The sequence below is a fragment of the Guptibacillus hwajinpoensis genome, assembly GCF_020171785.1.
Lineage (GTDB): Bacteria > Bacillota > Bacilli > Bacillales > Guptibacillaceae > Guptibacillus > Guptibacillus sedimenti.
In genome coordinates, this window is sequence record NZ_JAIVAE010000008.1 from 117,893 (window position 1) to 144,785 (window position 26,893).

The window sequence follows — 26,893 nt, forward strand, 5'->3', positions numbered from 1 at the left end:
GCAGTCCTTTTTGTCTATGATTCAATTTCAAATCCAAGATCCTCTATCATTTGGTGATCCGCAGTTGCATCCGCACCATTCGTTGTTAAGTAGTCACCAACAAAGATGGAATTTGCTGCATATAAACCCATTACTTGAAGTGAGCGAAGGTTAACCTCACGTCCCCCAGAAACTCGAATTTCCTTCGTCGGATTCATGAACCGAAAAAGGGCTAGTACTTTTAGACAGTAGCGTGGATTTAGTTCATCCATCTGTTCAAGCTTCGTCCCTGGTACAGAATAGAGAAAATTAACAGGAATAGAATCGGCATCTAGCTGACGAAGTTCATTTGCTATGTCATACACATCCTCAACGGTTTCTCCCATTCCAATAATGCAACCAGAACATGGTGAAATCCCAGACCTTTTCACATTTTCTACCGTTTTAACACGATGATCATATGTATGCGTTGAGGTAACCTTCTCATGGTACCCCTTACTTGTATTAACATTATGATTATAGCGATCGACCCCTGCCTGTTTTAACCGCTCTGTTTGATCTTCAGAGAGAATACCAAGACACGCACAAATCTTTAGCGGCATTTCTGACTTAATATGCTCGACCGCACTTATCACTTTATCTAGTTCTCGATTTGTTGCTCCGCGTCCACTCATAACGATACAGTAAGTGCCAGCTTTACGATGCATCGCTTCTTTAGCTCCTTCAACTAATGTTTCTTGATCAAGTAAAGGATATTTACTGACGCTTGTGTCCGCAAAAGCGGATTGAGCACAGTACCCACAATCTTCCGGACATAGCCCACTTTTTGCGTTGATAATCATATTTAACTTCACTTTCTTACCATAGTAGTGCTTTCGTACTCTAAAAGCCGCATGTAAAAGAGGTAATAACTCCTCGTCTGGTGATGATAAAATTGTTAAAGCTTGTTCTTTTGTTAATGCTTTCCCCTCTAGAGCTAAATCAGCAAAATGCTCCCAGCTCTCCACCGAATGGTTCATTACTATTTGCATCATACGCCTCCCTTATATATGTTAACTATAAATAAATACAAGTTAACATTAAATTATCATCAGGTTAACAAACTGTCAATAGAGTCGAAGCGTGGTTCTTATACAAAAAAACCACACTATGAAAACAGTGTGGTTTACCATGATTTCTACTAAGCCGGTGCTTGGTCAATCATGAAATAGGTTTCTTCTATTTGGTTCGATGGAACAGGCTTGCTGTAGTAATAACCCTGTATGCTATCACAGCCTTTTTGAGATAGAAATTCAGCTTGTTCAACCGTTTCAACCCCTTCAGCGATGACATGCAATTTCAATTGCTTGCTCATTGCAATAATGGCACTCGTAATTTGATCAGACTTCACATTTTGAGTCAGCTCATCAATAAAGGATTTATCAATTTTCACCTGATTAATCGAAAAGTCTTTTAAATAACTTAAAGAACTATGACCCGTTCCAAAGTCATCGATTGATATACTCACTCCAAGGTCCCGGAGTGAAGTGATCATCCAGGACGAACGAGTTGAATTTTCCATTGTCATACTTTCGGTTACTTCAAGCTCGAGTAACGCTGGATCAAGCTTGTAACGGTCAAGCGTTTCTTTTACAGTTGTAATGAGTTCATCACTTTGAAATTGTTTAGGCGAAAGATTAACTGAAACGCGAAGGGAATGACCTTGATCGCTCCATTTCTTCGCTTGTTCACACGCCATATCGAGCACTTGACTTCCAAGCTCGACAATTAATCCTGTTTCTTCAGCCAGGGAAATAAAATCACCTGGGTACCTGAGTTCTCCCTCATTCACCTGCCAGCGCACAAGCGCCTCGACTCCTGAGAGTGCGCCATCCTCACATTTCACCTGTGGTTGGTAATGTAAAATAAATTCCTGATTGAGCAGTGCGGTTCTTAACGAACTTTCTTCCACTAATCTTGATTCGCTTTTTTGTCCCATTGCTGTTGAATAGAATTGGTATTTCTGACGGTTACGTCCCTTGGCTGAATACATCGCGATGTCCGCACGTTTCATTAAGGATTCCACATCTCTCCCATCAGCTGACGTTACTGCAATCCCAATACTTGCTGAAGTCGATAAATCATGTGAACCTACGCGAAACGGCTTCTCAAAAGCTTCAATAATTTGGTTCGCAAGGGCATCAGGATAGATGTCTTTAACACCATTAAGTACAATAACAAACTCATCTCCCCCAAGCCGAGAAAGGAAACCATAGGGGGACACAACAGACGCCAATCTCTCTGCTACTGCACAAAGGAACAGATCTCCTGTATTGTGCCCAAGGGCATCATTGATCACTTTAAAGCGATCTAAATCAAGCATCATCACTGCCAGGTCACCCTGTTGATCCCTTTTAAGGTGGCCCTCTAAGTGCTCGACAAATGACCGACGATTCGGTAAAGAAGTTAAGGCATCGTAGTAAGCCATCTGATGCGTTTGTCTCTCCGCCTTTTGTTGTCTCGTAATATCCTTAGTCATCGCATAAATCCGATCTAGTTTCTCATTTAAATAGATTGGAACAAACGTGACATTTAGCTCACTCACCTCTTTATCAAGCGTTATAATACTTGTGTTAAAACTGACCGCCTGCCTCGTTTTGTGAACTGTGAGAAAGTACTTTCGTACACGTTCAAGTTCCTTTTCTCCAAAGAAATCAACGGGGTCGATACGACTTAGCTGATTCCTTTTCACTTGAAACAACGCTTCTCCAGCAGGATTCAGCGAACGAATTCTGCCGTCTACTGTAAGTGTTAAAATTGCATCAATGCTATATGTTAAAAGAGAACGTAAACGGTAGTCATTTCCCTTTAACTCCGTTTCCTGTTTAATAAATTTACGTTCGGTGACAATACCGAAAATTAAAATAGTTTGTACACAAAGCGTGCCAATGGCAATTACAATCGAGAGGGCTGACGTATCTAATCCGTTCATAAGAGGGTTATGGTATTGTGCCATATAAAAGGTAGCAGCCTCTAGCCCAACATAATGCATCCCCGCAATCGCCAACCCCATCACACTTGCACTACCTAATTTCAACAAAATGATATGACGAATTTTCTTCGGTCTTGAGAGTGTAAAAGATAGTTTCAGCGCTCCAAAAGAAGCAACAATCGCGATTAAAGCTGATGTACTTAGTAGCCAGGGATTGTAGGTGATTTCCACCATTTCCATCGCTTCCATGCCAATATAATGCATCGCGATAATAGCACCTGACATAAAAACCGTTGCAACAATGAGTCTTCTTATAGAAAGTTGTTTTCCACCAATAGCCACAAGAGCAATCAATGAACCTAAGAATGCTGCACTTATAGATAAGAAAACGAGCGGGATGTTGTAAGTCATCGCCATCGGCATCGAAAAAGCCAGCATACCGATAAAATGCATGGACCAGACTCCAATCCCCATCGTACCCGCTCCGCCAATAACCCATATCCACTTGCGTATCCCTTTTGAATAAGCTACCCGCCCCGCAAGATCTAACGCGCTATAAGATGCAAAAACAGCTATTATTAAAGACAGTAAAACGATCCACCAATTGTACTGTCCTGATATTTCAATCATGATTTTGTGCCTCCGATTAAAAATCTGTTCAGTATCTTTATCGGCATGAATGAAACAGAGGTTAAGTGTGCAACCGAATACCAAGCTTCCTTTTCACTTCCTGTAATAACGGTTGCGCTTTTGCTCTTGCTTTCTTTGCTCCTTCTTCAAGGATGCGGTCAAGTTCATCCTTGTGAGACATATAGTAGCGGAACGTTTCTCGTGGTTCAGTAAGGTAATCATTCATTACGAGAAAAAGCTCTTTTTTCGCTTCACCCCATCCAATCCCTTCTTCGAATCTCTTTCTCATGTTAACTGTCTGTTCTTTACTTGCAAACTCCTTATATAGCGCAAAAACTGTCGAGTCGTTTGGATTTTTTGGTTCCGATGGTCCAGTCGAATCCGTTGTAATGCGATTGATTAACTTCTTCAGCTTAGTTGGCTCTTCAAACAAAGGAATCGTATTATGATAACTTTTGCTCATCTTTCTACCGTCCAGTCCAGGAAGAACCGATGTATTTTCATCAACTATGTGATTCGGCATTGTAAATATGTCACCAAATTGATGGTTAAAAGCCGTTGCCAAATCACGTGCAATCTCTACATGTTGGATTTGGTCTTTTCCTACAGGAACGTATTGGGATTGAAACAATAAAATATCGGAAGCCATTAAGATCGGATACGTAAATAACCCCATATTTACCCCATCGTCTTCTTCCCGATCCTCCATCCTATTCTTATCGACAATCGCTTTATAAGCATGAGCTCGATTCATTAATCCTTTTGGGCTAAAGCAGGCTAGAATCCATGATAGTTCAAAAATTTCTGGTACATCTGACTGTCGATAGAAAATAACCTTAGCCGGGTCTAGACCGAGCGCAAGCCAAGTGGCCGCAATCCCATATGATAATTCTTGCATCTGTTTCTGATCTCGAATTTTTGTTAATCCATGATAATCGGCAACAAAATAGACTGGGTCTAGTGCCTCATTGCTTGCTTGTGCTAACGCAGGTTTAATAGCACCAATATAATTGCCTAAATGCACCCGTCCTGTTGGTTTGATTCCTGTTAAAATCGTCTTTTTCATCGTTCTCCTCCATTTCAGACAACACAAAAAGGCCCCTCATCCTCTAAAAAAGGACGAGAGACCCCGTGGTGCCACCTTTATTCGTTTACAGACGTAAACGCACTTACCCCTACAGAAACCCATTTCGATAAGGTGTCTCTTGTATCGGTAAGACGCTCCGCCGAATCCTACTAAATCGTTCAGTTCCGGAAGCTCAGAAGCCCATTCATCTGTCGCACACGCTGATTTCCACCAACCATCAGCTCTCTAAAGTGTCACTCAAGATTACTCTTCTTCCTCATCGCTAAATTATTTTCCTTATCTTAAATCTTACTGAAGAAAAAAGCAAGGCTTTTTCAACAAATATTGTATGAATTATAGCACTTTACTCAAAAAGGCTTTCGTTCTCTCTTCCTTAGGATGCTCAAATAATTCAATTGGCACATTCTCCTCTACGATGTATCCCCCGTCCATAAACAAAACGCGATCCCCTACTTCTTTTGCGAATCCCATTTCATGCGTGACAACGACCATTGTCATCCCCTCTTTGGCTAGCTCTTTCATCACTTCAAGCACTTCTCCAACCATTTCTGGATCCAAAGCAGAAGTGGGCTCATCAAACAGCATAATTTCAGGCTCCATCGCAAGTGCTCTCGCAATGGCAACGCGCTGCTTTTGGCCTCCAGATAAAGAGTCAGGATAAACATGTGCCTTTTCATAAAGACCTACCTTACGAAGAAGAGCAAGTCCCTTTTCTTCTGCTTGCTTGCGCTGCCATTTTCTCACTTTCATGGGAGACATCATGATGTTTTCAAGAACGGTTTTGTGAGGAAATAAATTAAACTGTTGAAAGACCATTCCTACATTCGTCCGCACTTGATTGATATTTGTCCCCTTTGCTGTTAAGTCCTGATCTTTAATCATTACTTTGCCACCAGTAATCGATTCTAATAGATTCAAACACCTTAGAAACGTAGACTTCCCGGATCCAGAAGGACCAATGACAACGACCACTTCCTGAGGTTTAATTTCGACATTGATTTCTTTTAATACTTCTAAATCACCAAAAGATTTCTTCAAACGTTCGACTTTAATCATGCCGTATCCAGTCTCCTTTCGATGTAATTCAATAAGTACGTCAACGAAAGGGTAAGGATTAAATAGATAATTGCTACAGTTAAGTATGGTTCCCACACGCGATAATATTGCCCTTGAGCGGCTCTCCCCCAGTACATTAATTCTGGTGCGGCGATAATCGCTCCAAGAGAAGAATCCTTTAATAGCACAATAAATTCATTCCCAAGGGGAGGAATCATTCTCTTAAATGCTTGTGGCAGAATCACATGACGCATCGCCTGGACATGCGTCATTCCTAGCGATCTCGCTGCTTCCATTTGCCCTCGATCGATTGATTGAATTCCTGCGCGGAATATTTCAGCAATATATGCAGTAGCATTCAAAGATAACGTCACAATAAGAGAAACAAGCGGATTAACCGATTCCATTATTAACGGAATTAAGCCGAAGTGAATGAGAAGAATTTGAACAAATAACGGCGTTCCTCTAAAAGCATTGATGTACCAAATAAATGGATAGCGAATCCACCATGATTTTGAGATTCGTCCAATCCCCATAAACAGTCCCAAAATGCTTCCAATTAGTATCCCAGCTAACGAAGCTCCAACCGTAACCATAGCTCCCTTTAGAAAGAAAGGAAGATACTCTCGAACAATTTCAAATGAAAATACGCCCATATTCGATCTCCTTTGTGATTTTCTGCGATGGTTAACCGACAAGGAACTACGGCCGGTGTATCACTGAAGCCGTAGTAAGTCGGTTTAGTCGTTTATTTTGCTTGCTCAAGCAACGTATCTGTATTGGGCTCTTTTCCAAACCATTCTTCATAAATCTTAGCGTATTCTCCACTTTCGATTACTTTTTTAATCGCTTCATCAAATTCTGCTTTCAGTTCACTGTCCTTAGGGAACATCAAGCCATAGAATTCAGATTCAAAGTTTTCTGGATCTTCGATTGTTTGGAAATTATCATCCGGGTTATTCTTCACATATTCATTGACGACCGTATTATCCGTTACTACCGCTTCCACATCATTGTTTTTCAGTGCCATAATGGCAACAACGTTGTTTTCAAACTTTTTAATACTAGAGCTCTTATCTCCCATAATCTTCTCAGCTGCTGCTTGTCCAGTTGTTCCGTTTTGAACCCCTACTGTCAGCCCTTCAATATCTTTTGCCGTTTGAATATCTGTTCCTTCTTTGAACATCACCATGTGCGTTGATTCAAAATATGGATTCGAGAAATCAAATGTTTTTTCTCGGTCTTCATTAATCGTGATTCCTGAGATAGCCATGTCTACTTCTTTCCCCTGGCGCACAGCTTCAAATAGCGGATCCCAACCGATATTTTTCGGTTCCCATTCATAACCAGCTTCTTTCATCACAGCATCAAGAAAGTCCATATCAAAGCCAACAATCTCACCTTTATCCATGTATTCGAATGGCGCAAACGCAGCGTCAGTCCCAACAATTAACTTCTCTTTCTTCTCACTATCCCCTTCAGAAGTGCTTGTCGAACTACTTTCATTCTGACCACATGCCGTCATGATCGCTAACAAGCACGCTAACACCGTAATCAATAACCCTTTCGTGAACATTCTCATCAAATTCCCCCCTGAACTATTTTTTTAATATTCTAATATTTTAAATTATACACAACGCTTTTATAATAACAATATTGAAATTTGAGAAAAAGTATGATTTTTCGATACTATTCTTCTTTAAAATTAGTCATATCACAAAGTTACACCTTCAGAATGGTTAATTCCCTGGTGAAATATCCCACAAATCAATAAAAAAAGGCTATTTCAAAATAAATTGGGCATGCTTTATAAATGTAAAAGACATCCATCAGGACGTTAGTTTATCTCACAGGTTTTTTATTCCAAAGAACAACATCACCAATTCCACAAGTATTAGGAGGATTAAGATGGACGACCTGCATTCATTTAGCTGGTATGCTGCTAAACTTAAAAAGCTTCTTCCACCTGAAGCCTTTAAACCCGTTCCAACTAGATTATTCGGTGGACTTACATATCTCATCATCACGATTAGTGTTATTTCACTCATTGGTTTGAACGATTTTCATCCACTTGTTTTGCTAATTTTCTCTATTATCCTTGGTTCCTGTTTTGCCGGCCTAGGTTTTCTTGGTCATGAAATTTTACATGGAACTGTCGTACGAAAAGCGTGGCTTCGAGACCTTTTGGGGGCAATGGCTTTTTGGCCTCTAAACACCGGACCAACGCTTTGGAGAAAATGGCACAACCTCAATCACCATGTTCATACACAGCATGAAGAAAATGATCCTGACGCCTGGCCAACACTCGAGCGTATATCAAAAATGAGAATGTTTAAGTGGATTTATGGTCTTCCGCTGTTTATCCGGTCGTTCTTTGCTTTTGCATCACTTACAGTTCAATTTAGCGCTCATTCTTTGAAAATGTTTTTTACATATGTAAAAGAATTCAATCGTAAAAAACAACGTGATATCTGGATGCAAATGATTTTGCCATGGATCTCTTGGCTAAGTCTCATCTTCGTCATTGGTTTTCGGAACTGGCTATTCGCTTATCTTGTCCCCCTTCTAATCGCGAACTTTATTGTGATGGCTTACATTTCAACCAATCATCGGTTAAATCCATTGACTCCTGTCAATGATCCACTTGCTAACAGTCTCACAGTAACGGTGCCAAAAATTGTAGATATCTTGCACTTTAATTTCTCGTATCACACAGAACACCACCTTTTTCCTGGAATGAATCCTAAATACTATCCAAGGGTAAAACACCACATTAAGGCAATGTGGCCAGAACGTTACCATGAAATGCCAATGACGGAAGCGTTGATAGCACTCTGGCAAACCCCTCGAGTTTATCAAAGGCACACAAACCTCATTGATCCAAAAAACCGTAAAACCTATGGATCGCTCGGATATAACTTAAATTTAAAATCGATTTCCAGGAATAGTGACCGATTAAAAAAGGCTGTCCTAAAAAATCCTACAAGAAAAGGCTGACTCTATCGATATCAGCCTTCTTGCGCGTTTATTATTCAACCCGTGCTTTTTCAACAGAGTTGTTCTGCCAAATACAGCTTATGTTTTGAGAATTAGTAGCCTCCTCCAACAAAAGCTGCACCTACGATGATAAGGAGAATAAACAGCACTACAATTAGAGCAAACCCACTGCCGTAACCGTATCCCATGGAGTATGACCTCCTTTCCATCATGGATTTAATACATACTATGCAAAAACCAATCTGATGGATGGGCGTTTGTTTAGTTTTGATCGATACTTTTCAATTCCTTCTTCTCATAAGGACCATAAACTCTTCTTGGGTATTAATCTGATTAAATCCCCTTGCATATATAAGCGTATGCTTATATACTGATTCAGGGAGGTGAAGCGATGGAGAAATCAGTGATCGAACTAGAACCAGCAGCTTCTGTTCTTAAACTGCTTGGAGATAAAACTCGTTTAACGATGATGGGACTATTAAAAGATGGTGAATGCTGTGTGTGCGAATTTGTAGAAGTTCTTCAAATGAGCCAGCCTTCAATCAGTCAGCATTTAAGGAAATTGAGAGACGCTGGGTTAGTGAAGGAGCGTAAAAAAGGGCAGTGGGTATTCTATTCGTTAAATCCAGATCATGAAGCTATATTGCTGATTGAACGTATTTTAACCATCATTCCTGACCAAATGGAAAAACTGAATGATCTAGAAAAAAAAGGATTGCGCATTTGTTGCGATTAATGGGGGAATTTGTTTGACCGTTACACTAGCTATACTTATTTTTGTTTTAACTTTAGTGCTTGTTATCTGGCAACCTAAAAACCTTGGCATTGGTTGGTCTGCATGCGGGGGAGCTATACTCGCTTTGCTTGTGGGTGTTGTGGACTTTCAAGATGTTCTCACAGTAACAGGCATTGTATGGAATGCCACATTTGCATTTATTGCGATTATCCTCATCTCTCTTATTCTTGATGAAATTGGTTTCTTTGAATGGGCTGCTCTTCACATGGCAAAAGCCGCCAAAGGAAATGGGCTTCGGATGTTTATCTACGTCTCATTGCTTGGAGCAATTGTCGCAGCATTATTCGCCAACGACGGAGCCGCACTTATTTTGACACCAATCGTTCTCGCAATGGTGCGAAATTTAAATTTCAAAGAAAAAATGATTTTTCCGTTTATTATGGCAAGTGGTTTTATCGCTGATACTACGTCACTACCCCTTGTTGTTAGTAACCTCGTTAATATCGTATCGGCTGATTTCTTTAACATCGGATTCGTTGAATATGCTTCGCGAATGATTGTGCCGAACTTTTTTTCACTTGGAGCAAGCATTCTAGTGCTTTATCTCTTCTTCCGTAAAGATATTCCGGGGAACTATGACGTCAATGAGCTTCGCATTCCAAAGCAAGCCATTAAGGACATCCATATGTTTAAACTTTCCTGGATCGTTCTAGCTGTTCTTCTAATCGGTTATTTCGCAAGTGAGTTTATCGGCGTACCTGTTTCCATCATAGCCGGAATCGTTGCGATCTTCTTTCTTTTAATGGCTAGACGCAGCAAAGCTGTAGAAACAACAAAGGTAATTAAAGGGGCGCCATGGGCGATTGTTTTCTTCTCAATTGGCATGTACGTGGTTGTTTATGGTCTCCGTAATCAAGGACTAACCGATATTCTCGCAAACGTGATCCAAGCTGCTGCAGACCAGGGATTACTTGTTGGCACGATTTCAATGGGCTTTATCGCAGCTATTTTGTCATCGATCATGAACAATATGCCAACGGTTATGATTGATGCTCTTGCAATTGAATCCACAACCACATCAGGTACACTTCGCGAAGCGCTCATTTATGCCAATATTATCGGCTCTGACTTAGGTCCAAAAATCACGCCAATTGGGTCGCTTGCAACCTTACTATGGCTTCATGTTCTTTCGCAAAAGGGTGTCAAAATTTCGTGGGGTTACTACTTTAAAATTGGCGTTATCTTAACCGTACCAACGTTACTTATTACGTTACTTGGCCTTTATTTCTGGCTACTTATACTTTAAATTTCGATTCAAAAGGAGCTCACTATGTCTACTAAAAAATCAATCTATTTCTTATGTACAGGAAACTCATGCCGAAGCCAAATGGCTGAAGGTTTTGGAAAAAAATATCTTGGTGACACGTACGATGTTTATTCTGCAGGAATTGAGGCACATGGGCTTAATCCTAATGCTGTGAAGGCGATGAACGAATCTGGAATTGATATCACAACCCAAACATCAGATAAAATTGATATGGAATTGTTAAACAACGCTGATTTCGTTGTCACACTTTGCGGCGATGCAAAAGACAAATGCCCGGTGACGCCTCCTCATGTGAAACGTGATCACTGGGGATTTGATGATCCGGCGAAAGCAGAAGGAACAGAAGAAGAAAAATGGGCCTTCTTTCAGCGTGTTCGCGATGAAATCGAAGAACGTATCGCTCGTTTTGCGAAAGAAGGACGCTAATTAAGATAAAAGCACGGTGGATAGTCATCCAGCGTGCTTTTTTGTATGAAATAAGTCGTTAATTCCGCGATATTCAAGATTATTCCGCGAATCTCGATATTTTTTCCGCGAAAATCGAAAGTTATCCGCGATTTCACAGTTATTTCCGCGGAAATGAAAAGCAGACAATAATGAAGTTAGTCGAGCTTTTTCATTTTATATACTTCTCTACTCTCAAGCAAAGAACCAATATCCTGCCGATACTTTTCATAATGATCGGAGTTAATATGCGTCTCAATGGCTTGTTGATCTTTCCACACTTCATAAATCACGTACGTTGAATCCTCTATTGATTGATGCACGTCATACTGAATGTTTCCTTCTTCATTTCGTGAGCCTACTAACACTTCTTGAAGAACGTGTAAAACGGCTTCTTCTTGTCCTTCTTTTGGCTTTAATATAGCGGTAACTGCAATTTGCTTCATCTGTTTCTAACCTCCAATGCTCGTTTACGAATAGGATAAGCATAGTGGCAAGAACTTATCAAAGCAATTTTTATGCTTGCTAGGATTTTATCGGTTTGAAGATTGCTCTCTGTAGTGGCACCCCACCCATTGTTACGTTCCGTTCAATAAACATATACGATTTCCCATCAATTTTAAACGTTCGGTCACCTAAATAGTCCACGTCTTTCCCCTGAGATCTCAGTTCACTCTTTAAGGCTCTCACGTATTCGTTGTAATCCATATAGCGATCGTCCAGATCGATTTGGAGATGGTTTTTCCGATACCCCATCAACCAATTGAATCCTGTTAAAGAAGCAACAATAACAGCTAGCATAAGAATAAAGTTCCACATACAGCATCCCTCCTGTAGCTTATATTCTTAATACGAAAAAAAAACCTAAGACGTTTCACTTTTTTTGTAAAATAAGGTAGTTAGTACTTTCGAAGTGAGCTTAAACAGTAAATGTTTAAAAAATGCCAGATCAGTCAATAGTCTATTATCATGAATAAACTGGAGGCGTTTGTATATGGCACTTTTAGAAATCAGCGTAACACCTATAGGAACTAGTCAGACGAGTATGAGTCATTTTGTCACTGAAGCCATTCAAATAGCTGAGAAAGAAGGCTTCACTTACCATATTGGCCCAACTTCTACCGTTTTTGAAGGAAATGTAGATGAACTTTTTGAATTGGCGAGAGACATTCATACGAGTGCGCTTCGGAAAGGGTCAGATCGCGTCATCACGAATATTAAGATTGAGGATCGAGAAGACAAGGCACTTACGATTGATGGGCAAGTAAATGAAGTTCGAAGATCAATTGGATAAGCACGCAAAAGGAGGTAGCGAATCATCCGCTACCTCCTTTATTTATTTTAAGATGCCTTCTTTCTTTAATACACCTTCCATACCTTTACGCGCTTCATTTAGAACCGATTTCTTCCACTCTACGTCATTCGGATAAAACATCGCTTCAAATTCTCCGAGAATCCACTGAATATCATCCACAGACTCTGCGCCTTCATGATACAAGTGGTTTTCTAAAATAATCGTCATAAATTCACGAAGTTCTGCCTGTTTGTCTGTTCCAAACGTTCCAAACTCAAACAGAGCGGAAAGAAGGTATGTTTCCGGATACGCTTCTTCTTTGAGCTTATAGAAATGATTTGTTGAGTCACCTTTTACTTTCTCAGGGGTATAGGTTTCAACATTTTTAAGTTGATAAGCTTCTTTCAGCTCATCTACGCTTCTGCCGTCATTCTCAGAGATCACCATCGTGATTTCATTCGTTGGCCCTAGGGCCGTATGCCAATCCATATGAATCACGCTCGCATAAGTTCCTAGCATCTTTTCTTGAATACTTTTCAAGAAAACAGCCGACTCTTCAGCTGAAGAACCCCCATAGTAGACGCCTCGCTCAAATTCAAATTGCCCCATTCCCTTTGCCTTTTTCAATCCGGCGTATCCTTCTTTTGCGAGTCCTTTCATTAACTGAGCATATAACTTATGCTTTTCTTCTTTTAAATCAGTGATTTTTCCATTCGGTAAAAATAAGTTACTTTCTTTTGCATAATTTTTATTCACATCTCTACGAATGGAATTTTCATCATAGAAATAATTTCGGTTAAGGTCGACGTTATTTTCGGTTACGCGACGAAAGTGGCGCATTCCCCACGGGTTAATGGCATGAATCAAGCAAATACCTGTTTTGGATGGATCCATTTGATCAAGATAATTTTCAACGAATAGTTGAATAACGGCTGCACCTGCATAGCCTTCAATTCCGTGTTCACCAGTTGTAAAAAAAAGCACCTGATCATTTGAAGTTAGTGCTTCTGAATAAATCATATCAATTGTGTTATTTTCTTCTTTTCCAATCGCTTTTGTTGTTAAAGTTGCATCCGGCCACTTCTTTTGAATTTTATCGAGATGACTGCGAAAGGTTACTCTTGACTCATCGTAATTTTTAGCAAAGTAATGGTCTGTGCCGTTCATAGCGAATACTCTCCTTTATCATTAAGTTGTTCCGTTGCGGAATCAGTTAGCTAACCTTTACATTCCACCCTACTCAAATATCAAACTTTTCTGCTTAAATTTAGTATCGGATCTGAAAGCACAAAAAAAGATGAAAACCCAATTCAGAGTCTCCATCTTAGTTATGTTTCTGGTTATTTTGTTCATGCTGCTGTTCGTATTCTGCTAGCTCGACTTCCAAACGTTTCTGAGTTCGTTTCTTATCAACATTTAGAAATAGTGCTGCAACTGCAATGAACCCTATGCTTAACATTAAAAATTGTAAGGTTAATTCTAATGACATTCTTTCATCCCTCTCTTTGTACTCTTGTTTCAATTCCCTTTTTAGGATTTAATGGGGGATTATATAGTTACCCCATATTTCAACACTCTAAACATCCGCTTCAGGCTTAATCGAAACAAAACAAAGTAGAATGGCTGCTACAGCTACAGCTGCAGAGGTATAAAAGACGATTTCATGCGATTGCTTCATAAGAATGGCATAGATCGGTGGTCCTGCTGCTACCCCAAGGAAACGCGTTGAACTGTAAAGCGATGTAATTGTGCCACGCTCTTCTTTTTTCACGCCTTCTGTTATAAGCGCATCAAGGCATGGAAGCGACATGCCTATCCCGATCCCAGCTACAAACAATATTAGTAACATGAACCACAGTATTTCCGTAAAAGATACACCTATTGTAGCAGCAGCCAGCAAGGAAAGACCTGCAAAGATACACCATTTCATCGTCGTTTTGTTCTCACCAATTCGTTTTCCAGCGATATAAGAAGTCAAAGATAGGGCCACAAGCGGAATGGCAATGATGGCTCCTTTCTTAACACCTACAATTTGAAACTCCTTTTCCAAAAATCCGGCGAGGTAGAATAAAATTCCAAATAGAACAAACATGATTATGCCACCGATCGCAAATATCGCTGTCAGCCATTTTCCATCGTTATGAAAAATGTTCTTTAAACACGACAAAAAACATGAAAATGTTTGCGGCTTCTCATTTTTCTCTGGTGACTCCACAAGGAAAATAACAAGCAATATAGAAATAAGTGAGAAAACCGGAATGGCTAAGAATGGTAAGTACCAGAGAAAAGAAGCAAGGAGCGCCCCAAGGATAGGACTAAGTACTTTACCGATTGTATTCGAAGTTTCAATCAAACCAAGTCCTGCACTTACATCTTTATCACTTTTGAATAAATCTCCTACAAGCGGAAGGACAACTGGGGCTGCTCCTGAAGATCCAATCCCTTGAAGTACTCTTCCGATGAGAATCATGCTATACGGATCTTCTAGAGACCATGATGCCCATCCCGTCACTAGTCCCCCAGCTCCTGCAATAAATAAACTAGGGATAATCACTTTTTTTCTTCCATATCGATCAGATAAATACCCGGCAATCGGAATTAATAAGATAGCAGCGATTGAGTAGACCGTAATGATCATCGATACTTCAAAGGATGTGATGCCTAGCTTTTTTTCAATAAGAGGTAGAACGGGTATAAGCATTGAATTCCCCAGCGTCATCACAAGTGGAATTGAAGCAAGAGAAATCAAATCCCACTTCTTTTTATTGTCCATGAGCATCCTCCATTAAGATCTCTACTTCATATGTAGTTTGCCTGCTCTTGTTAGTGGGTATACCCTAGTAAAACCTGGCTATAATGAAACAACACTTACTCCTGCATTAACTTCGCTACTTTATTATTAGGAAATGAAATCAAACATAGATAATCGTCAAAAATGTGTAACATAACTTACAGTCAGCGAACCACTTTTTTAGTATACTTAACATGGAGATGAACCATGTAAAATCCGTTTGGAGGTCAAACACATGATTACACTTTATACGTCACCAAGCTGTACATCTTGCAGAAAGGCGAAAGCATGGCTTGAAGAGCACAATCTTCCTTATGAACAGCGGAACATGTTTGCAAAGCCACTCTCTGAGGATGAAATTAAAGCGATTATACGTATGACTGAAAAAGGAACAGAAGAAATCATCTCAAAGCGCTCAAAGGCGTTTGAATCACTTGATAAAGAGCTCGATGAACTGACGCTTCAGGAACTTTATAGCTTAATTAAAGAAAATCCTGGTATTTTGAAGCGACCGATCTTACTTGATACGAAACGTCTTCAGGTTGGTTTTCATGAAGATGAAATAAGAAGCTTCCTACCAAGGAAAGTTCGCGCATTTCAGCTTGAACAAATTCTTCAAGAAGCGCAATAAATGAAAGCGAGAGAGGATTATCCTCTCTCGCTTTTTTGTGGCTCTTGATTTGCATCTTCATCCAAGCCTTTGATCGTAAATTTCTTCATGAAGTAAAGAATAACGATTAAAATAAACCCATATCGAATACACATATCAGCTACGTTAAAAATACCCGAGCTCCACTTTACTGAAAGAAAATCAATAACATGACCATATTGAATACGATCAACTAAATTTCCAATCCCACCACTAATCAATAAGCTAAAAGCTACTTGCATGGCAAAACGTTTTGGAGTTGCACGTATGTACCCGTAAATCAACAGAAGAATGATTCCTGTTTGTAGAAAGAGAAGTAAACCCGTGTATCCTTCTAATAGCCCCATCGTGGCGCCCGCGTTATAGTAAAGCCGGAAACCTAAAATACCATCAATGACTTCAATCCGTTCATTGATCGTTAGGACAGAGTCAATCCAACGTTTGGTTATAAGATCAATCGCTAAAAAGAAGGTCACTAAAGGAATCATCCGCTTCAAATCGTTCACATCCTTATATAAAATGAGGTTGAAGCATAAAAAACTCCTTAAACCATGTTAAGGAGTCTTTTCATATAAGAAATTCGTTAAGTAAGATGCGTCTTCAGGATAAGCATGAACTACCGCTTCCACTTCTTCCACTGTTTTCCACTCAATTTCAGTTACGTCTTGTTCAGATTTCGAAAGAGAAATCATGCCGCCAACCACATTTACTTCATAATAATAAGTCGTGACATGAACGCCATTCACATCCTGATCTTTCACAAATAGTGGCTTTTCAATCGCAACATCATAGCCTGTTTCTTCTTTCACTTCACGTATGCAGCACATCTCAGGCGTTTCATCTTTTTCTACTTCTCCAGAAGGAACGGCCCATTTCTCCTTGTCATTTTGAATCATCAGCAAATCCCCCTGATCATTTGTACAAACTGCCGCTGCTCCAATCCATTCTCGCATGACCATTCACCCTTTAGTTTCAATCATTATGAACGTATTGACTTGTATGGCTTTTCACTTCTTCTTGTGCTAGTTCGTGTTTCGTTCGATTCGGTGCTTTTGTTCCAAAAACTTTTTGGAAGAGAAAGCCAACCACTAGAAACGTTGCAATTGTTCCCCAAAAAACCCATCCGATCAGTGTCATCTACTCACTCCTTATTGAGCTCTCTACTCTTTCTACGATTGTGGAAGCTGTTTTGTTTCACATAGTTACTAAAAAGTGCCTACTTATCAAAAAAAATCATCTGTTTTATAATGGCAAAACGCTTAGGTTTACAAAAACGAGTTCAGGTGAATCATATCCATATTCATACTAGAGGAGGAATTAAGATGAAAGCTCTTTTACTTCAAGATAAAAATCAGTGGGATTCCATGAAAGTGCAAGAAATGGAAACCCCTTCTCCCAAAAAAGGGGAAGTTCTTGTTAACATTCACGCTGCTGGATTAAACCCCGTTGATTATAAGACGGCAACAAACGGAAACCCTAACTGGGAATACCCTCATATCCTTGGTCTTGACGGCGCTGGTGTGATCGAGGAAGTAGGCGAAGAAGTAACGGATTGGAAGCCAGGTGATCGCGTAGTGTACCATGGCGATCTCATGAAGAAAGGAACATTTGCCGAATATGCAATTGCACAAGCTCACACGATTGCTAAGCTTCCTGAATCCATTTCTTTCGTTGATGCTGCAGCACTCCCAACCGCAGGATACACTGCTTATCAGGCCCTTTTCCGCAAGCTACACATTCATCGCGGGCAAACGATTCTGATTCATGCCGGCGCTGGTGGTGTAGGTGGCTTTGCGATTCAGATGGCGAAGTATATGGGATTAACCGTCATTACAACAGCGTCACGTCATAATCACGATTTTGTAAAAAAACTTGGTGCTGACTATGCAATTGACTACAAAGAAGAAGACTTCGTGGAACGAACGCTCGAACTAACAAACGGTATTGGCGTTCACGCTGTGCTTGACGCTGTAAGTGGAGATAACGCGACAAAATCACTTGAAACCTTAACATTTAACGGTCAAATCGCGTATATTGCCGGTGCCCCAGATTTTCAACAGGGTGTCTCTTTCGCTCGACCACTCTCTTTCCATCAGATCGCTCTTGGAGGCGTGTATCAATCCTCTAACTTAGCAGAACAAGCTGACCTTGCTATGATGGGAGATGAAATGATTCAACTTCTTCTAGGTGGCCATCTGGATCCGATGATTTCAAAAACCATATCTCTTGAAGAGGTGCCACAAGCTTTAGTTGAGTTATCGAAGCGTCATGTAACTGGTAAGATTGTTGCGAAAATTAGCGAATAATCCGCTCTCAAAAACCGCTCTCACTATCTGGAGAGCGGTTTTTTTGTTCATTCGGATAACCCCTGTTTTGGAAATACCCCTAGTGGGTAAAGTTTATAAATAGACTTAATACTCCAAGGGGATGATTCATTTGAACACACTTCAGCTTATTTCAATTCTCGCTCTTTCCATTGGGTTACTCTCATCGCTCGTGATTCTTGTTGATATTATCCGTCATCCACAAATGATGCGAATTATGAACGTCGTTTGGCCAATTAACGGGTGGTTTCTTGGCCCATTTGCGATCTGGTCATATTTTAAATGGGGACGCCTGAAGGCAAAAAACCTGGATTATGACGATCATCGAGGTGAACCTGCAAAAGTGTTTATGTCTACGAGTCATTGCTCAGCAGGCTGCACTTTAGGAGATGCTGTCGGCGTTCCGATCGTTGCCTTAACTGGATTTGCTCTCCTGGGCTCTGTTCTTTACACACACTATCTCGTTGAGTTTATACTGGCATATGGATTCGGTATCCTTTTTCAATTTTATGCCATTTATCCAATGAACAAAGAAGATGGTGCATGGAGTGCGATTAAAGAAGCCGCCAAAGCAGACACGCTTTCCTTAATTGCTTTTGAAGTTGGAATGTTTGGCTGGATGGCCATCGTACATTTCGTTCTCTTTGCCGAACCTCCAAAGCCTAACTCAGCCGTATACTGGTTTATGATGCAAATTGCGATGGTTCTTGGATTTGCGACAAGCTATCCAGCAAATTGGTGGCTCGTTAAAAAGGGGATAAAAGAAGCGATGTGATCAGTCAGGCCTATGCCTGGCTTTCTTCATACCATTTTGGAACCATTCGATGAAAACTATCATATGTCTCTAGAACATATTCTATTGCTTCTTCGGCAAGTGAAAGATCTTGTGGAAAAAAATCCGTCGCCCAATTCATATGATAGATAAGGATCTGGGCCATATGTACGGAACGAATTTTCCAGAAAAGTTCAGGAACTTCACCAGAAAAGTATCCTTGAATCATCCCTTTTGAAAAAGGAATGCTCAAGCGACTCGAAAACAATTCAAGCTTATCAAACTCAGAATAAGCCGTGTTTACACCACATCGGTTAAAATCAATCACACCAGCATACTTTCCATGCTGAATAATCAGGTTTCCTGCATGATAATCATGATGCGCAAATACAAGCTTACTCTCTCCAATAAGTGGCAAGTTTCTTCTAACATAATCAATTATCTCTTGATCATGTGAAAGACGTGTTTCGAGCTTCAAATACCGCTTGACCGCCTTCTCAAATTTAGTTGTCACAAAAGCGATATGCTCTGATTTAGAGGCAACGATGGGCAATTCGTGCATTTTCAAAAGATCTACTCCCGCTTCATACCCTGCTCTGTATTGTTCAGCCTCTGTTAAGCTAGGTAACGCCACCTCGCCATCTTCTCCTTCAAGAAAAGAAAAAATCGTGTAACAGAAATTTTCTTCCGGTATCACACCAAAGGCATACACTTCCTGACATCGAACACCACGCTCCCTAAATGCACGCATCTTTGCTACTTTTTCTTGTACGCGCTCACTTAAAGCTAGCTCATAGATCCGAAGCAACACGTGCTGTCCCTTCCAATGTGTTGCGTATTTTAAATCATGCGAATATCCTTTTGTAATTGGAATGAGTGTCTCATCAGTCAATTCTGGGATCCTAGAGATGATTTTCTCTTTTGTAAGGTTTTTCATTGTTCTAACCGCCTTTCTAAAGGAAATATTATCCTATCAAATATTCAGAAGAAAAGAAAGATTGCCTTAATATTTTTCGTATGCTACTATATTTGACAATAAGAGGTGAGCGATATGAAACAGTTATTCATCGTACAACTTCATCATCACAGTTAGCCTTGCTATCCGATTGATAAAAAATCGCGTATAGGAAGGCTATTGCTCGTAACCGCATGAATTGAGAAGAACTCTTCTCCCATTCATGCGGTTTTTTGTATTCAAAAACGAAAGGATGAGCGCAATGAAAAAGCTGAAAGATCAAAATGTAAAAGGAACAATGGATTATTTACCTGAGGATGAGCGAATACGTCGAAAAGTGAGGCTAACGCTTGAGGATACGTTTATCCAATATAACTGTCTTCCGTTAGAAACGCCTATTCTAAATGAACAAAAACTAATGGCTTCCAAATACGCGGGCGGGGATGAAATCTTAGAAGAAATGTACACACTTAGCGATCGTGGGAAAAGAGAGCTTGCCCTTCGTTACGACCTTACCATTCCATTTGCAAAAGTAGTGGCAATGAATCCAGGTTTACGTATGCCATTCAAGCGATATGAAATTGGAAAAGTTTTTCGAGATGGACCTGTGAAACCGGGACGATTCCGCGAATTTACTCAATGTGATGTCGATATCACCGGCGTAAGTTCTCAAATGGCAGAAGCTGAATTAATGGAAATGGCACTTGATATTTTCAATCAACTTGAACTTAACGTAACGATTCAATATAACAATCGCAAGCTTCTTGCCGGCATGCTACAGACCCTATCGGTCCCTTCCTCGCGATTAAACGATGTTATCCTGACAATGGATAAACTCGAGAAAATTGGAATAGAAGGTGTTAAAAAAGAACTTCAACAAAAAGACATCTCTGCAGACGCCATTCGGAACGTTGAGCGCTACGCGCAAGACTGGAGCGGTCAAAACCTCACTTATTTCCAACAATTTGCCTCCGAGAATGAGAATGTGCAAAAAGGAGTAAATGAGCTTTCTGAACTAACTTCCTATTTGGATGGACTTAACGTTCTAAAGAATTGCTCCTTTAACCCATTTCTTGCAAGAGGTCTTGATATTTATACCGGAACCATTTATGAGATTTTCCTCAGTGATCAGTCCATCTCATCGAGCATAGGCAGTGGCGGTCGCTATGACAGCGCTATTGCTGGTTTACTAGGCAGTGAAGAATCCTTTTCAACCGTTGGCATTTCATTCGGTCTTGATGTGATTTTCACTGCATTAAAAGGAAGGGAGTCATCACTCGTTAAGGATTCACAACCCGATTATATGATCATTCCGATCGATGCCAAGCGTGAAGCCCTAATGGTTGCCTCCACTTATCGTAAATTAGGTTATCGAGTGGAAGTAGATATGAGTGAAAAGAGAATTGGGAAATCGCTTGAACGAGCGAGTAAAAGAGGAATCGAAAAAGTCATTCTTATAGGAAACGAAGAAGTAACGAATAACAAGATTATCGTGAAGTCATTAAATGAAGGAAAAGAAGAAAGCATCTCCTTTCGTTTTTAAACTTTTGGATGAAAACAGCGGTAAGGGTTTTGCCCTTACCGCCGTTACATTCAACCTTGAAAGACGTATGGTACAGACGCTTTGAGTAACGTCTGAATCCCCCCTTGATAATAAGGCATCCATTCATCCGCTTCAGTTCGATTCATCCACTTTGCCTCCGCAATCGTTTCTGTGTCTAGAATGGCAATCGTGCCGTTCGTGATTCTGCCTTGAAAGGTAAAGAAGTGAGCGTGATGATTTCCTATAAATGCTTCATTAACACTCAACACGTTTCCCACTTCCACCGTTAATCCCGTTTCTTCTCTCATTTCACGACTAGCCGCCTCGACGAGCGTCTCTCCTTCTTCGACAGCACCACCAGGGAGTGACCAATTGTCATGCTTCTTATTTTGAACCATTAACACTTGATCGTCCCTTTCGTTATAAAGAAGCGTATACACAACATCTACTCTTATCATTTGCTCCTCCTCATCCGAATTGTTACCGTATGCTACTTATTTAATTTACCAGATTCATTGCGCGATTTGGAGAAAACGCTGATCATTTACATTGATTCTCCTTTTGACACTTCAGATTTTTTTGAACTCGATAAAAACCAGCCTCCGATTGCAATGAGGAGCAATACTGCATAGAACGTAACTTTCCATTCGGGTGATTTCGCAAATGATTCAGGTAGAATGCTTAATTCTGGGTGAGAAAGGGTGTAAACAGACAATTTTACACCTACCCAACCAACAATCATGAAAGCAGCAATCTCCAACCCTGGCTTAGCTTTTAAAAGTTTCACAAAATAATTGGCCGCGAATCGCATCACAATTAATCCGATTAGCCCACCAGCAAAAATCACAAGAAATTTCCCGCCGTCTAGTCCACCTATTTGTGGAAGAGGTGTATTGGGAAGCGTAACGGCTAAAGCAACGGCAGCTAAGATAGAATCGACCGCAAACGCAATATCTGCTAATTCCACTTTAATGACTGTTCCCCAAAACCCAGACTGCTTTTTGGTTTTTTTCTCAACATCGCTTTTCCCCTTCTTCATCAGCTGCTTTCGAACGATATGATTAATTGCAATGAATAAAAGGTAAAGCGCACCGATCGCTTGCACCTGCCAAACACCAACGAGAAAAGAAATCGCAAATAAGGAGGCAAAGCGAAAAACAAAGGCACCAGCTAGCCCGTAAAACAATGCTTTCTTACGCTCTTCTTCTGGTAAATGTTTTACCATAATCGCCAATACAAGAGCATTATCTGCCGCAAGCAGCCCTTCAAGTGCAATGAGAAGTAACAAAACCCATCCGTATTCCAACAACATTGACACATCCATTACTAAGTCCTCCTTATTTTTCAAATAAATGATCTTGCATAAAAAAAGACCTCTGCCGCTTGGCAAAAGGTCTTTTGAAACAAATAAAGACCTTTACCGTAAAAGTAAAGGTCTTGCTAACAACACGAATGTTGCCAACAAAGCCGAGAGCTAACATGCTCTGGAATGACGACTTTGCTGTAAAAGCTACTCCCCTTTAGGAGTTGCGTTATTTAATTGGTTGAGATGATCATAATTTAATTTTTCATCGCTGTCAATTGTTATTTTATGCAGGATATGATTAAAAATAACGGAATACGCTGTCTTCTTTTAAACTCTTCTTCCTCTTGAAAATTTTCTCGTTGTGGCGTTCCTTCTTTTAAGCCCTGTATCGCAAATCCTGCACCCTGAAAGATAAGAAAATAGTCTTCAATCGTCCGATGGTATTTCACCACTTGTTCCCCAATCCATGGTTCAATTCGCTTCCCTGTGTCAAAGTAATCATCAACGATCCAATCCGTTCGCTTTCCTGTCATACTTTTGAAAGAAGCTGTCATAACCGGATGAAGAACGCTGAAAACGAACTTCCCTCCAGGTTTTAACGTTTCATATACGTTCTTAACGATTGATTCTAGATCTTCTATGTAATGGAGGACTAATTGGGAAACAACCCGATCAAAAGCACCGGCTGGATAAGAATAGGTTTCTAACGATGTGTGGACAACGCTTCCTTTCGTCCCTTGTAGCTTTAATTCCGCTTGCTTCACCATGTTCTGAGAGCCATCCACCCCTACATATTCTTTACACTGTTTGCTTAGTAATGCTTCTCCAAGCGAAGCGTCTCCACAACCGAGATCAAGTATTGTCTGATCCGTAACGTCTCCGAGTAAAGACATTAGGGCAGGATATTCAATTACTTTGTTGGGACTTTCTTCGCGATGTCGTCTAGCCATATATTGCTCGTAGAAATCATTATGATCGTACACCGATGATCCACCGTATTCCATGTTAAATCCCCCTTTTTTCTCTTATCTGACTGGCAACTTTATTTTGATTTTATCGCTTTTGTAGCAATAAACGTTTGAGTATAACGATCGATCAGACGCCTTCCGCCAAAATCATCTTCGTAGAAACCAGCGATCAGAAAGCCCGCATCAATCTGTCCCTGAATTTGATCTTCTAGCGTATGGCCGAATTCAAGGGCTTGATTGCTTTCCTTATATAGTTGAAGCTCAGTTTCACTTAATTGATCGAGCGGGGAAAACGGAATGCTGTTTTTTACGTCCAGAATCCCTTTCTCCTCCTGCTCATCATCGAAAAGGTAAAGCAAAGGATTAGTAAATCCTGAAATTAGCGTGCCACCATCTTTTAGTACTCTAGCTGCCTCTTCCCAAACGGGGCAAATATGTTCCACAAATACATTCGAGACTGGATGAACGATCATATCAAAAGTGTTATCAGGAATAAATGATAAGTCCGTCATATCACCTTTTTCGATCGTAAGCTGCAAATGATCTCTTTCAGCAACAAAACGATCCTGCTCCAATTGTTTCTCAGAAAGATCAACAACAGTTACTTCTGCTCCTGCAGCGGCAAGGATCGGTCCCTGCTGCCCACCGCCAGACGCGAGACAAAGAATCTTAACCCCTTTTAGCGTAGTGGGAAACCAATCACGTGGAACGGGTTTTTCCGTTGTTACAGTAATGTGCCAATTTCCCTTCTTACTTTCTTCAATCATTTCACTTGTGACGGGCTTTGTATATGAAACGCCATCAGCCACTTTTTTATCCCATACAATGCGATTATGCTCATTGATTTTCATTGATCGTTACTCTCCTTTCATTCCCCCCTCTCTTTCATTCTTCTTCATGTGATGAAAACCCTTTTCACATTTATACCCTGCTAGTGACGGGGGAGGAGCATTACGGCTACGCCTATAAGGCAAATCGCACCTCCAAGTATGTCATAAAGATCAGGAACCTTTTTATCAATTCCCCAGCCCCAAAGAACTGACATCACGACAAACACCCCTCCATACGCTGCATACACCCTTCCGAAATCAGGATAAACTTGCCAGGTGGCAATGACACCATATAATACCAATGCAAGCCCTCCTGCTAAACCTAGTAAGCTTGAATATCCTTCTCGAAGCCAAAGCCATATTAAATAGCCTCCACCAATTTCAGCAAGACCTGCTAACGCAAATAAGAGAATCGTCCTCACCCGCTATCTCCTCCTTCGAAAATGAGTGGCTTATCTAGTCATCCTATTTTATAAGGAGTCATCACCCTTCTCCTAATTTTCATTCATTCTTATTTATGGTAAAAACGAACCAACCCATACAAAAATATGATAATCTATAAAAAAACGCTTCATTTTCATACTTCCATACTTTTTATATAAAGCTATTATTACCAGGAAAAGAGGATGCCCCATGACGCAACGTGAAACGTACATTCAAAACTCTAAAACCACCTGCGAGCATGTTTACCATATGGATCCAAACTCAGTTCCTGTTCTTCACGTTTTATTAACAGAAGAAGAGTTAAATCAGCGCATGCACCATTACGAACGTGCGCTTTCCATCATTCAAACATTCATGACAAAACTTTTAAGCTTTCTAACCGATATCCCTACCGTTATCGTAACAACCGATGACCAGGGGGTTGTGTTAGATTCCTATGGTGACGAGCGTCTTAAACAAATGACAGCGTCACTCGGCATTCAAAACGGCGTTAAATTCGATGAAGAAACGGCAGGTACGAATGCTATTACCCTTGCACTAAAACACAATAAGCCCTTTCATTTAATTGGAGAGGATCATTACCATTATTGTTTCAGCGAGGTGGCGTGCTACTCGGCACCGTATCGTTATCGTAACGGAGAAGTGATCGGCACCATTTCAATTATGACACCAAAAGAGCACGCCTCACCGTTACACCTTGGCTTGCTTTCATCTTCAATCGATACCATTGAACGCGAAATTCGGGTTCATGAACAAAACGAACAGCTTCATCTCTACAATCAAATGCTGATGAGCACCACGCCAATTGGCATTGTTATTTCAGATCAGGCTGGTCATATAAGAGAATTTAATCAAAGTGCCGCTCACCTAACAGGCATGAATAAACTAAACATGATCGGGTCTCATATATCAGAGGTTTCTGTTCTTAAACCATTTTTCGATCATGTGCTCACAAAAGAAAAAGGAATCGAGAATATCGAAATCACCTTCTCAAAGCTTGATGAACGCAAATGTTTACTTGATATTTTACCTCTATATGATCACAATCAGCGGTTAAGCGGTGCTTTTGCTCAGTTCCGCGATATGACCTCTTATTATCAACTACAAGAACAGGTCATTCAATCTGAGAAACTTTCTGCTATCGGGAAATTAGGGGCTGGATTAGCACATGAAATCCGCAATCCTCTCACATCCATCATCGGCTTTACACAGCTATTGGATGTGGATAAAAAACAAACCCACTATATCGATATTATTAGAACTGAGCTTGAACGAATGAAAAACCTCGTCAATCAATTCGTCATGATGGGAAAACAAACAAGTAGTGAACGAAAAGCCGGCCAATTATATCCTCTCATATTTGAAACGGTTGAATTAATGAAAAGCAATGCTCACCTACATAATGTGGAGATTAACTTCCATGCCGAAGAGGAGCAAATAACCGTTTGGATGGATGCCTCTCAAATCAAACAAGTGCTTATTAATTTTATTAAAAATGCCATTGAAGCAATGCCTCAGGGTGGAGAAATTACGGTCTCTTTATCTAAAAAAGATCAACACGCCATCATTGCAATTAAGGATAATGGCAAGGGGATGAGTGAGAAAGAGGTGAAACAGCTCGGAACCCCCTTTTTTAGTACGAAAAACAGTGGGCTTGGAATTGGACTTTCGATTTGCTTTGATATTATGAAAGCTCATGACGGAAAAATCGTCATTGATTCTGATAAAGGTTCCGGTACAATAGCCAACCTCTTTCTCCCACTTCACAAGGAAGAGAGCTAAGTTTCTCT

General features: G+C 40.4%; 31 protein-coding genes and 1 other annotated feature. Of the genes, 10 read left to right on the top strand and 21 right to left on the bottom strand.

From position 1 onward, the window contains the following. Positions 1-14: 14 nt before the first annotated feature. The 6 genes from bioB to LCL91_RS13030 form a co-directional block, all read right to left on the bottom strand. Entirely contained in the window at positions 15-1,010 is a 996-nt protein-coding gene (gene bioB / locus LCL91_RS13005; protein WP_305078264.1) for a biotin synthase BioB, read from the bottom strand. 149 nt (positions 1,011-1,159) lie between these two features. Next, positions 1,160-3,580: an EAL domain-containing protein gene (locus LCL91_RS13010; RefSeq protein WP_224882972.1), complete on the bottom strand. Its 2,421-nt coding sequence runs from the start codon at positions 3,578-3,580 to the stop codon at positions 1,160-1,162. A 61-nt stretch (positions 3,581-3,641) separates the two neighbouring features. Beyond that, on the bottom strand, positions 3,642-4,646 hold the full coding sequence (locus LCL91_RS13015) for a tryptophan--tRNA ligase (RefSeq protein WP_224882974.1): 1,005 nt from the start codon (positions 4,644-4,646) through the stop codon (positions 3,642-3,644). 46 nt (positions 4,647-4,692) lie between these two features. Beyond that, positions 4,693-4,936, bottom strand: a binding site (T-box leader). A gap of 64 nt (positions 4,937-5,000) precedes the next feature. Beyond that, positions 5,001-5,723: an amino acid ABC transporter ATP-binding protein gene (locus LCL91_RS13020; RefSeq protein WP_224882977.1), complete on the bottom strand. Its 723-nt coding sequence runs from the start codon at positions 5,721-5,723 to the stop codon at positions 5,001-5,003. Then, positions 5,720-6,379 carry an amino acid ABC transporter permease gene (locus LCL91_RS13025; RefSeq protein WP_098442492.1) on the bottom strand — a complete coding sequence of 220 codons (660 nt, stop codon included), beginning with the start codon at positions 6,377-6,379 and terminating at the stop codon, positions 5,720-5,722. Before LCL91_RS13025 ends, LCL91_RS13020 begins: the two co-directional genes overlap by 4 nt. Positions 6,380-6,471: 92 nt before the next feature. Continuing rightward, entirely contained in the window at positions 6,472-7,305 is an 834-nt protein-coding gene (locus LCL91_RS13030) for a basic amino acid ABC transporter substrate-binding protein (protein ID WP_425589682.1), read from the bottom strand. A 326-nt stretch (positions 7,306-7,631) separates the two neighbouring features. On the opposite strand from LCL91_RS13030, the gene LCL91_RS13035 reads away from it, so the two are divergent. Continuing rightward, on the top strand, positions 7,632-8,720 hold the full coding sequence (locus LCL91_RS13035) for a fatty acid desaturase family protein (RefSeq protein ID WP_224882979.1): 1,089 nt from the start codon (positions 7,632-7,634) through the stop codon (positions 8,718-8,720). 92 nt (positions 8,721-8,812) lie between these two features. Here LCL91_RS13035 and LCL91_RS13040 read toward each other — a convergent pair whose 3' ends face one another. Next, positions 8,813-8,908 carry a YjcZ family sporulation protein gene (locus LCL91_RS13040; protein WP_142329528.1) on the bottom strand — a complete coding sequence of 32 codons (96 nt, stop codon included), beginning with the start codon at positions 8,906-8,908 and terminating at the stop codon, positions 8,813-8,815. A gap of 203 nt (positions 8,909-9,111) precedes the next feature. Between LCL91_RS13040 and LCL91_RS13045 the strand changes: the two genes are divergently transcribed. From LCL91_RS13045 to arsC, 3 genes are read left to right on the top strand one after another with little or no spacing between them, the layout of a single operon-like run. After that, positions 9,112-9,456: an ArsR/SmtB family transcription factor gene (locus tag LCL91_RS13045; protein WP_224882980.1), complete on the top strand. Its 345-nt coding sequence runs from the start codon at positions 9,112-9,114 to the stop codon at positions 9,454-9,456. Positions 9,457-9,469: 13 nt separating this feature from the next. After that, the gene (locus LCL91_RS13050; protein WP_224882981.1) at positions 9,470-10,762 is read left to right on the top strand and encodes an arsenic transporter; all 1,293 of its coding nucleotides are present in this window, start codon (positions 9,470-9,472) and stop codon (positions 10,760-10,762) included. A gap of 24 nt (positions 10,763-10,786) precedes the next feature. Next, a complete protein-coding gene (gene arsC / locus LCL91_RS13055; protein WP_224882982.1) occupies positions 10,787-11,209 on the top strand; it encodes an arsenate reductase (thioredoxin) in 423 nt (140 codons plus the stop codon). Between the two features lie 176 nt (positions 11,210-11,385). On the opposite strand, the gene LCL91_RS13060 is transcribed toward arsC, so the two are convergent. Then, positions 11,386-11,673: a putative quinol monooxygenase gene (locus LCL91_RS13060; RefSeq protein WP_224882983.1), complete on the bottom strand. Its 288-nt coding sequence runs from the start codon at positions 11,671-11,673 to the stop codon at positions 11,386-11,388. 79 nt (positions 11,674-11,752) lie between these two features. Further along, positions 11,753-12,046: a hypothetical protein gene (locus LCL91_RS13065; protein WP_224882984.1), complete on the bottom strand. Its 294-nt coding sequence runs from the start codon at positions 12,044-12,046 to the stop codon at positions 11,753-11,755. 175 nt (positions 12,047-12,221) lie between these two features. Here LCL91_RS13065 and LCL91_RS13070 point away from each other — a divergent pair, with 175 nt between their 5' ends. Continuing rightward, positions 12,222-12,521: an MTH1187 family thiamine-binding protein gene (locus tag LCL91_RS13070; protein ID WP_224882985.1), complete on the top strand. Its 300-nt coding sequence runs from the start codon at positions 12,222-12,224 to the stop codon at positions 12,519-12,521. A gap of 42 nt (positions 12,522-12,563) precedes the next feature. On the opposite strand, the gene LCL91_RS13075 is transcribed toward LCL91_RS13070, so the two are convergent. The 3 genes from LCL91_RS13075 to LCL91_RS13085 all read right to left on the bottom strand — a co-directional run bounded on the left by LCL91_RS13075 (position 12,564) and on the right by LCL91_RS13085 (position 15,294). Further along, positions 12,564-13,688 carry a M14 family metallopeptidase gene (locus LCL91_RS13075; protein WP_224882986.1) on the bottom strand — a complete coding sequence of 375 codons (1,125 nt, stop codon included), beginning with the start codon at positions 13,686-13,688 and terminating at the stop codon, positions 12,564-12,566. Between the two features lie 157 nt (positions 13,689-13,845). Further along, positions 13,846-14,010 carry a hypothetical protein gene (locus tag LCL91_RS13080; RefSeq protein WP_224882988.1) on the bottom strand — a complete coding sequence of 55 codons (165 nt, stop codon included), beginning with the start codon at positions 14,008-14,010 and terminating at the stop codon, positions 13,846-13,848. Positions 14,011-14,097: 87 nt separating this feature from the next. Beyond that, a complete protein-coding gene (locus LCL91_RS13085) occupies positions 14,098-15,294 on the bottom strand; it encodes an MFS transporter (protein ID WP_224882990.1) in 1,197 nt (398 codons plus the stop codon). 253 nt (positions 15,295-15,547) lie between these two features. Here LCL91_RS13085 and spxA point away from each other — a divergent pair, with 253 nt between their 5' ends. After that, entirely contained in the window at positions 15,548-15,943 is a 396-nt protein-coding gene (spxA, locus tag LCL91_RS13090; RefSeq protein WP_098442482.1) for a transcriptional regulator SpxA, read from the top strand. A 17-nt stretch (positions 15,944-15,960) separates the two neighbouring features. Here spxA and lspA read toward each other — a convergent pair whose 3' ends face one another. The 3 genes from lspA to LCL91_RS13105 all read right to left on the bottom strand — a co-directional run bounded on the left by lspA (position 15,961) and on the right by LCL91_RS13105 (position 17,098). Continuing rightward, entirely contained in the window at positions 15,961-16,449 is a 489-nt protein-coding gene (gene lspA, locus LCL91_RS13095; RefSeq protein ID WP_224883211.1) for a signal peptidase II, read from the bottom strand. Between the two features lie 66 nt (positions 16,450-16,515). Continuing rightward, complete coding sequence (locus tag LCL91_RS13100) at positions 16,516-16,914, bottom strand: NUDIX hydrolase (RefSeq protein ID WP_224882992.1); 399 nt, start codon at positions 16,912-16,914, stop codon at positions 16,516-16,518. A 19-nt stretch (positions 16,915-16,933) separates the two neighbouring features. After that, positions 16,934-17,098 carry a hypothetical protein gene (locus tag LCL91_RS13105; protein ID WP_224882994.1) on the bottom strand — a complete coding sequence of 55 codons (165 nt, stop codon included), beginning with the start codon at positions 17,096-17,098 and terminating at the stop codon, positions 16,934-16,936. Between the two features lie 185 nt (positions 17,099-17,283). Between LCL91_RS13105 and LCL91_RS13110 the strand changes: the two genes are divergently transcribed. Further along, on the top strand, positions 17,284-18,267 hold the full coding sequence (locus LCL91_RS13110; RefSeq protein ID WP_224882996.1) for a zinc-binding dehydrogenase: 984 nt from the start codon (positions 17,284-17,286) through the stop codon (positions 18,265-18,267). 121 nt (positions 18,268-18,388) lie between these two features. Beyond that, positions 18,389-19,060 (top strand): DUF4396 domain-containing protein, encoded by a 672-nt coding sequence (locus LCL91_RS13115; protein ID WP_224882998.1) that lies wholly within the window; start codon positions 18,389-18,391, stop codon positions 19,058-19,060. A gap of 10 nt (positions 19,061-19,070) precedes the next feature. Here LCL91_RS13115 and LCL91_RS13120 read toward each other — a convergent pair whose 3' ends face one another. Then, a complete protein-coding gene (locus tag LCL91_RS13120) occupies positions 19,071-19,994 on the bottom strand; it encodes an aminoglycoside phosphotransferase family protein (RefSeq protein WP_224883000.1) in 924 nt (307 codons plus the stop codon). Positions 19,995-20,274: 280 nt separating this feature from the next. Between LCL91_RS13120 and LCL91_RS13125 the strand changes: the two genes are divergently transcribed. Next, complete coding sequence (locus tag LCL91_RS13125; RefSeq protein ID WP_305078270.1) at positions 20,275-21,555, top strand: histidine--tRNA ligase; 1,281 nt, start codon at positions 20,275-20,277, stop codon at positions 21,553-21,555. 50 nt (positions 21,556-21,605) lie between these two features. On the opposite strand, the gene LCL91_RS13130 is transcribed toward LCL91_RS13125, so the two are convergent. The 5 genes from LCL91_RS13130 to LCL91_RS13150 form a co-directional block, all read right to left on the bottom strand. Next, entirely contained in the window at positions 21,606-22,013 is a 408-nt protein-coding gene (locus tag LCL91_RS13130) for an NUDIX hydrolase (RefSeq protein ID WP_224883003.1), read from the bottom strand. An 86-nt stretch (positions 22,014-22,099) separates the two neighbouring features. Continuing rightward, positions 22,100-22,879, bottom strand: a complete 780-nt coding sequence (locus LCL91_RS13135) for a TerC family protein (RefSeq protein ID WP_224883005.1) — start codon at positions 22,877-22,879, stop codon at positions 22,100-22,102. Positions 22,880-23,139: 260 nt separating this feature from the next. Continuing rightward, a complete protein-coding gene (locus LCL91_RS13140) occupies positions 23,140-23,865 on the bottom strand; it encodes a class I SAM-dependent DNA methyltransferase (protein ID WP_224883007.1) in 726 nt (241 codons plus the stop codon). A gap of 38 nt (positions 23,866-23,903) precedes the next feature. Then, the gene (locus LCL91_RS13145) at positions 23,904-24,680 is read right to left on the bottom strand and encodes a class I SAM-dependent methyltransferase (protein ID WP_224883009.1); all 777 of its coding nucleotides are present in this window, start codon (positions 24,678-24,680) and stop codon (positions 23,904-23,906) included. Positions 24,681-24,760: 80 nt separating this feature from the next. After that, complete coding sequence (locus LCL91_RS13150; RefSeq protein WP_224883011.1) at positions 24,761-25,081, bottom strand: YnfA family protein; 321 nt, start codon at positions 25,079-25,081, stop codon at positions 24,761-24,763. 211 nt (positions 25,082-25,292) lie between these two features. Between LCL91_RS13150 and LCL91_RS13155 the strand changes: the two genes are divergently transcribed. Then, on the top strand, positions 25,293-26,885 hold the full coding sequence (locus tag LCL91_RS13155; protein ID WP_224883014.1) for an ATP-binding protein: 1,593 nt from the start codon (positions 25,293-25,295) through the stop codon (positions 26,883-26,885). The last annotated feature ends 8 nt before the right edge of the window (positions 26,886-26,893 follow it).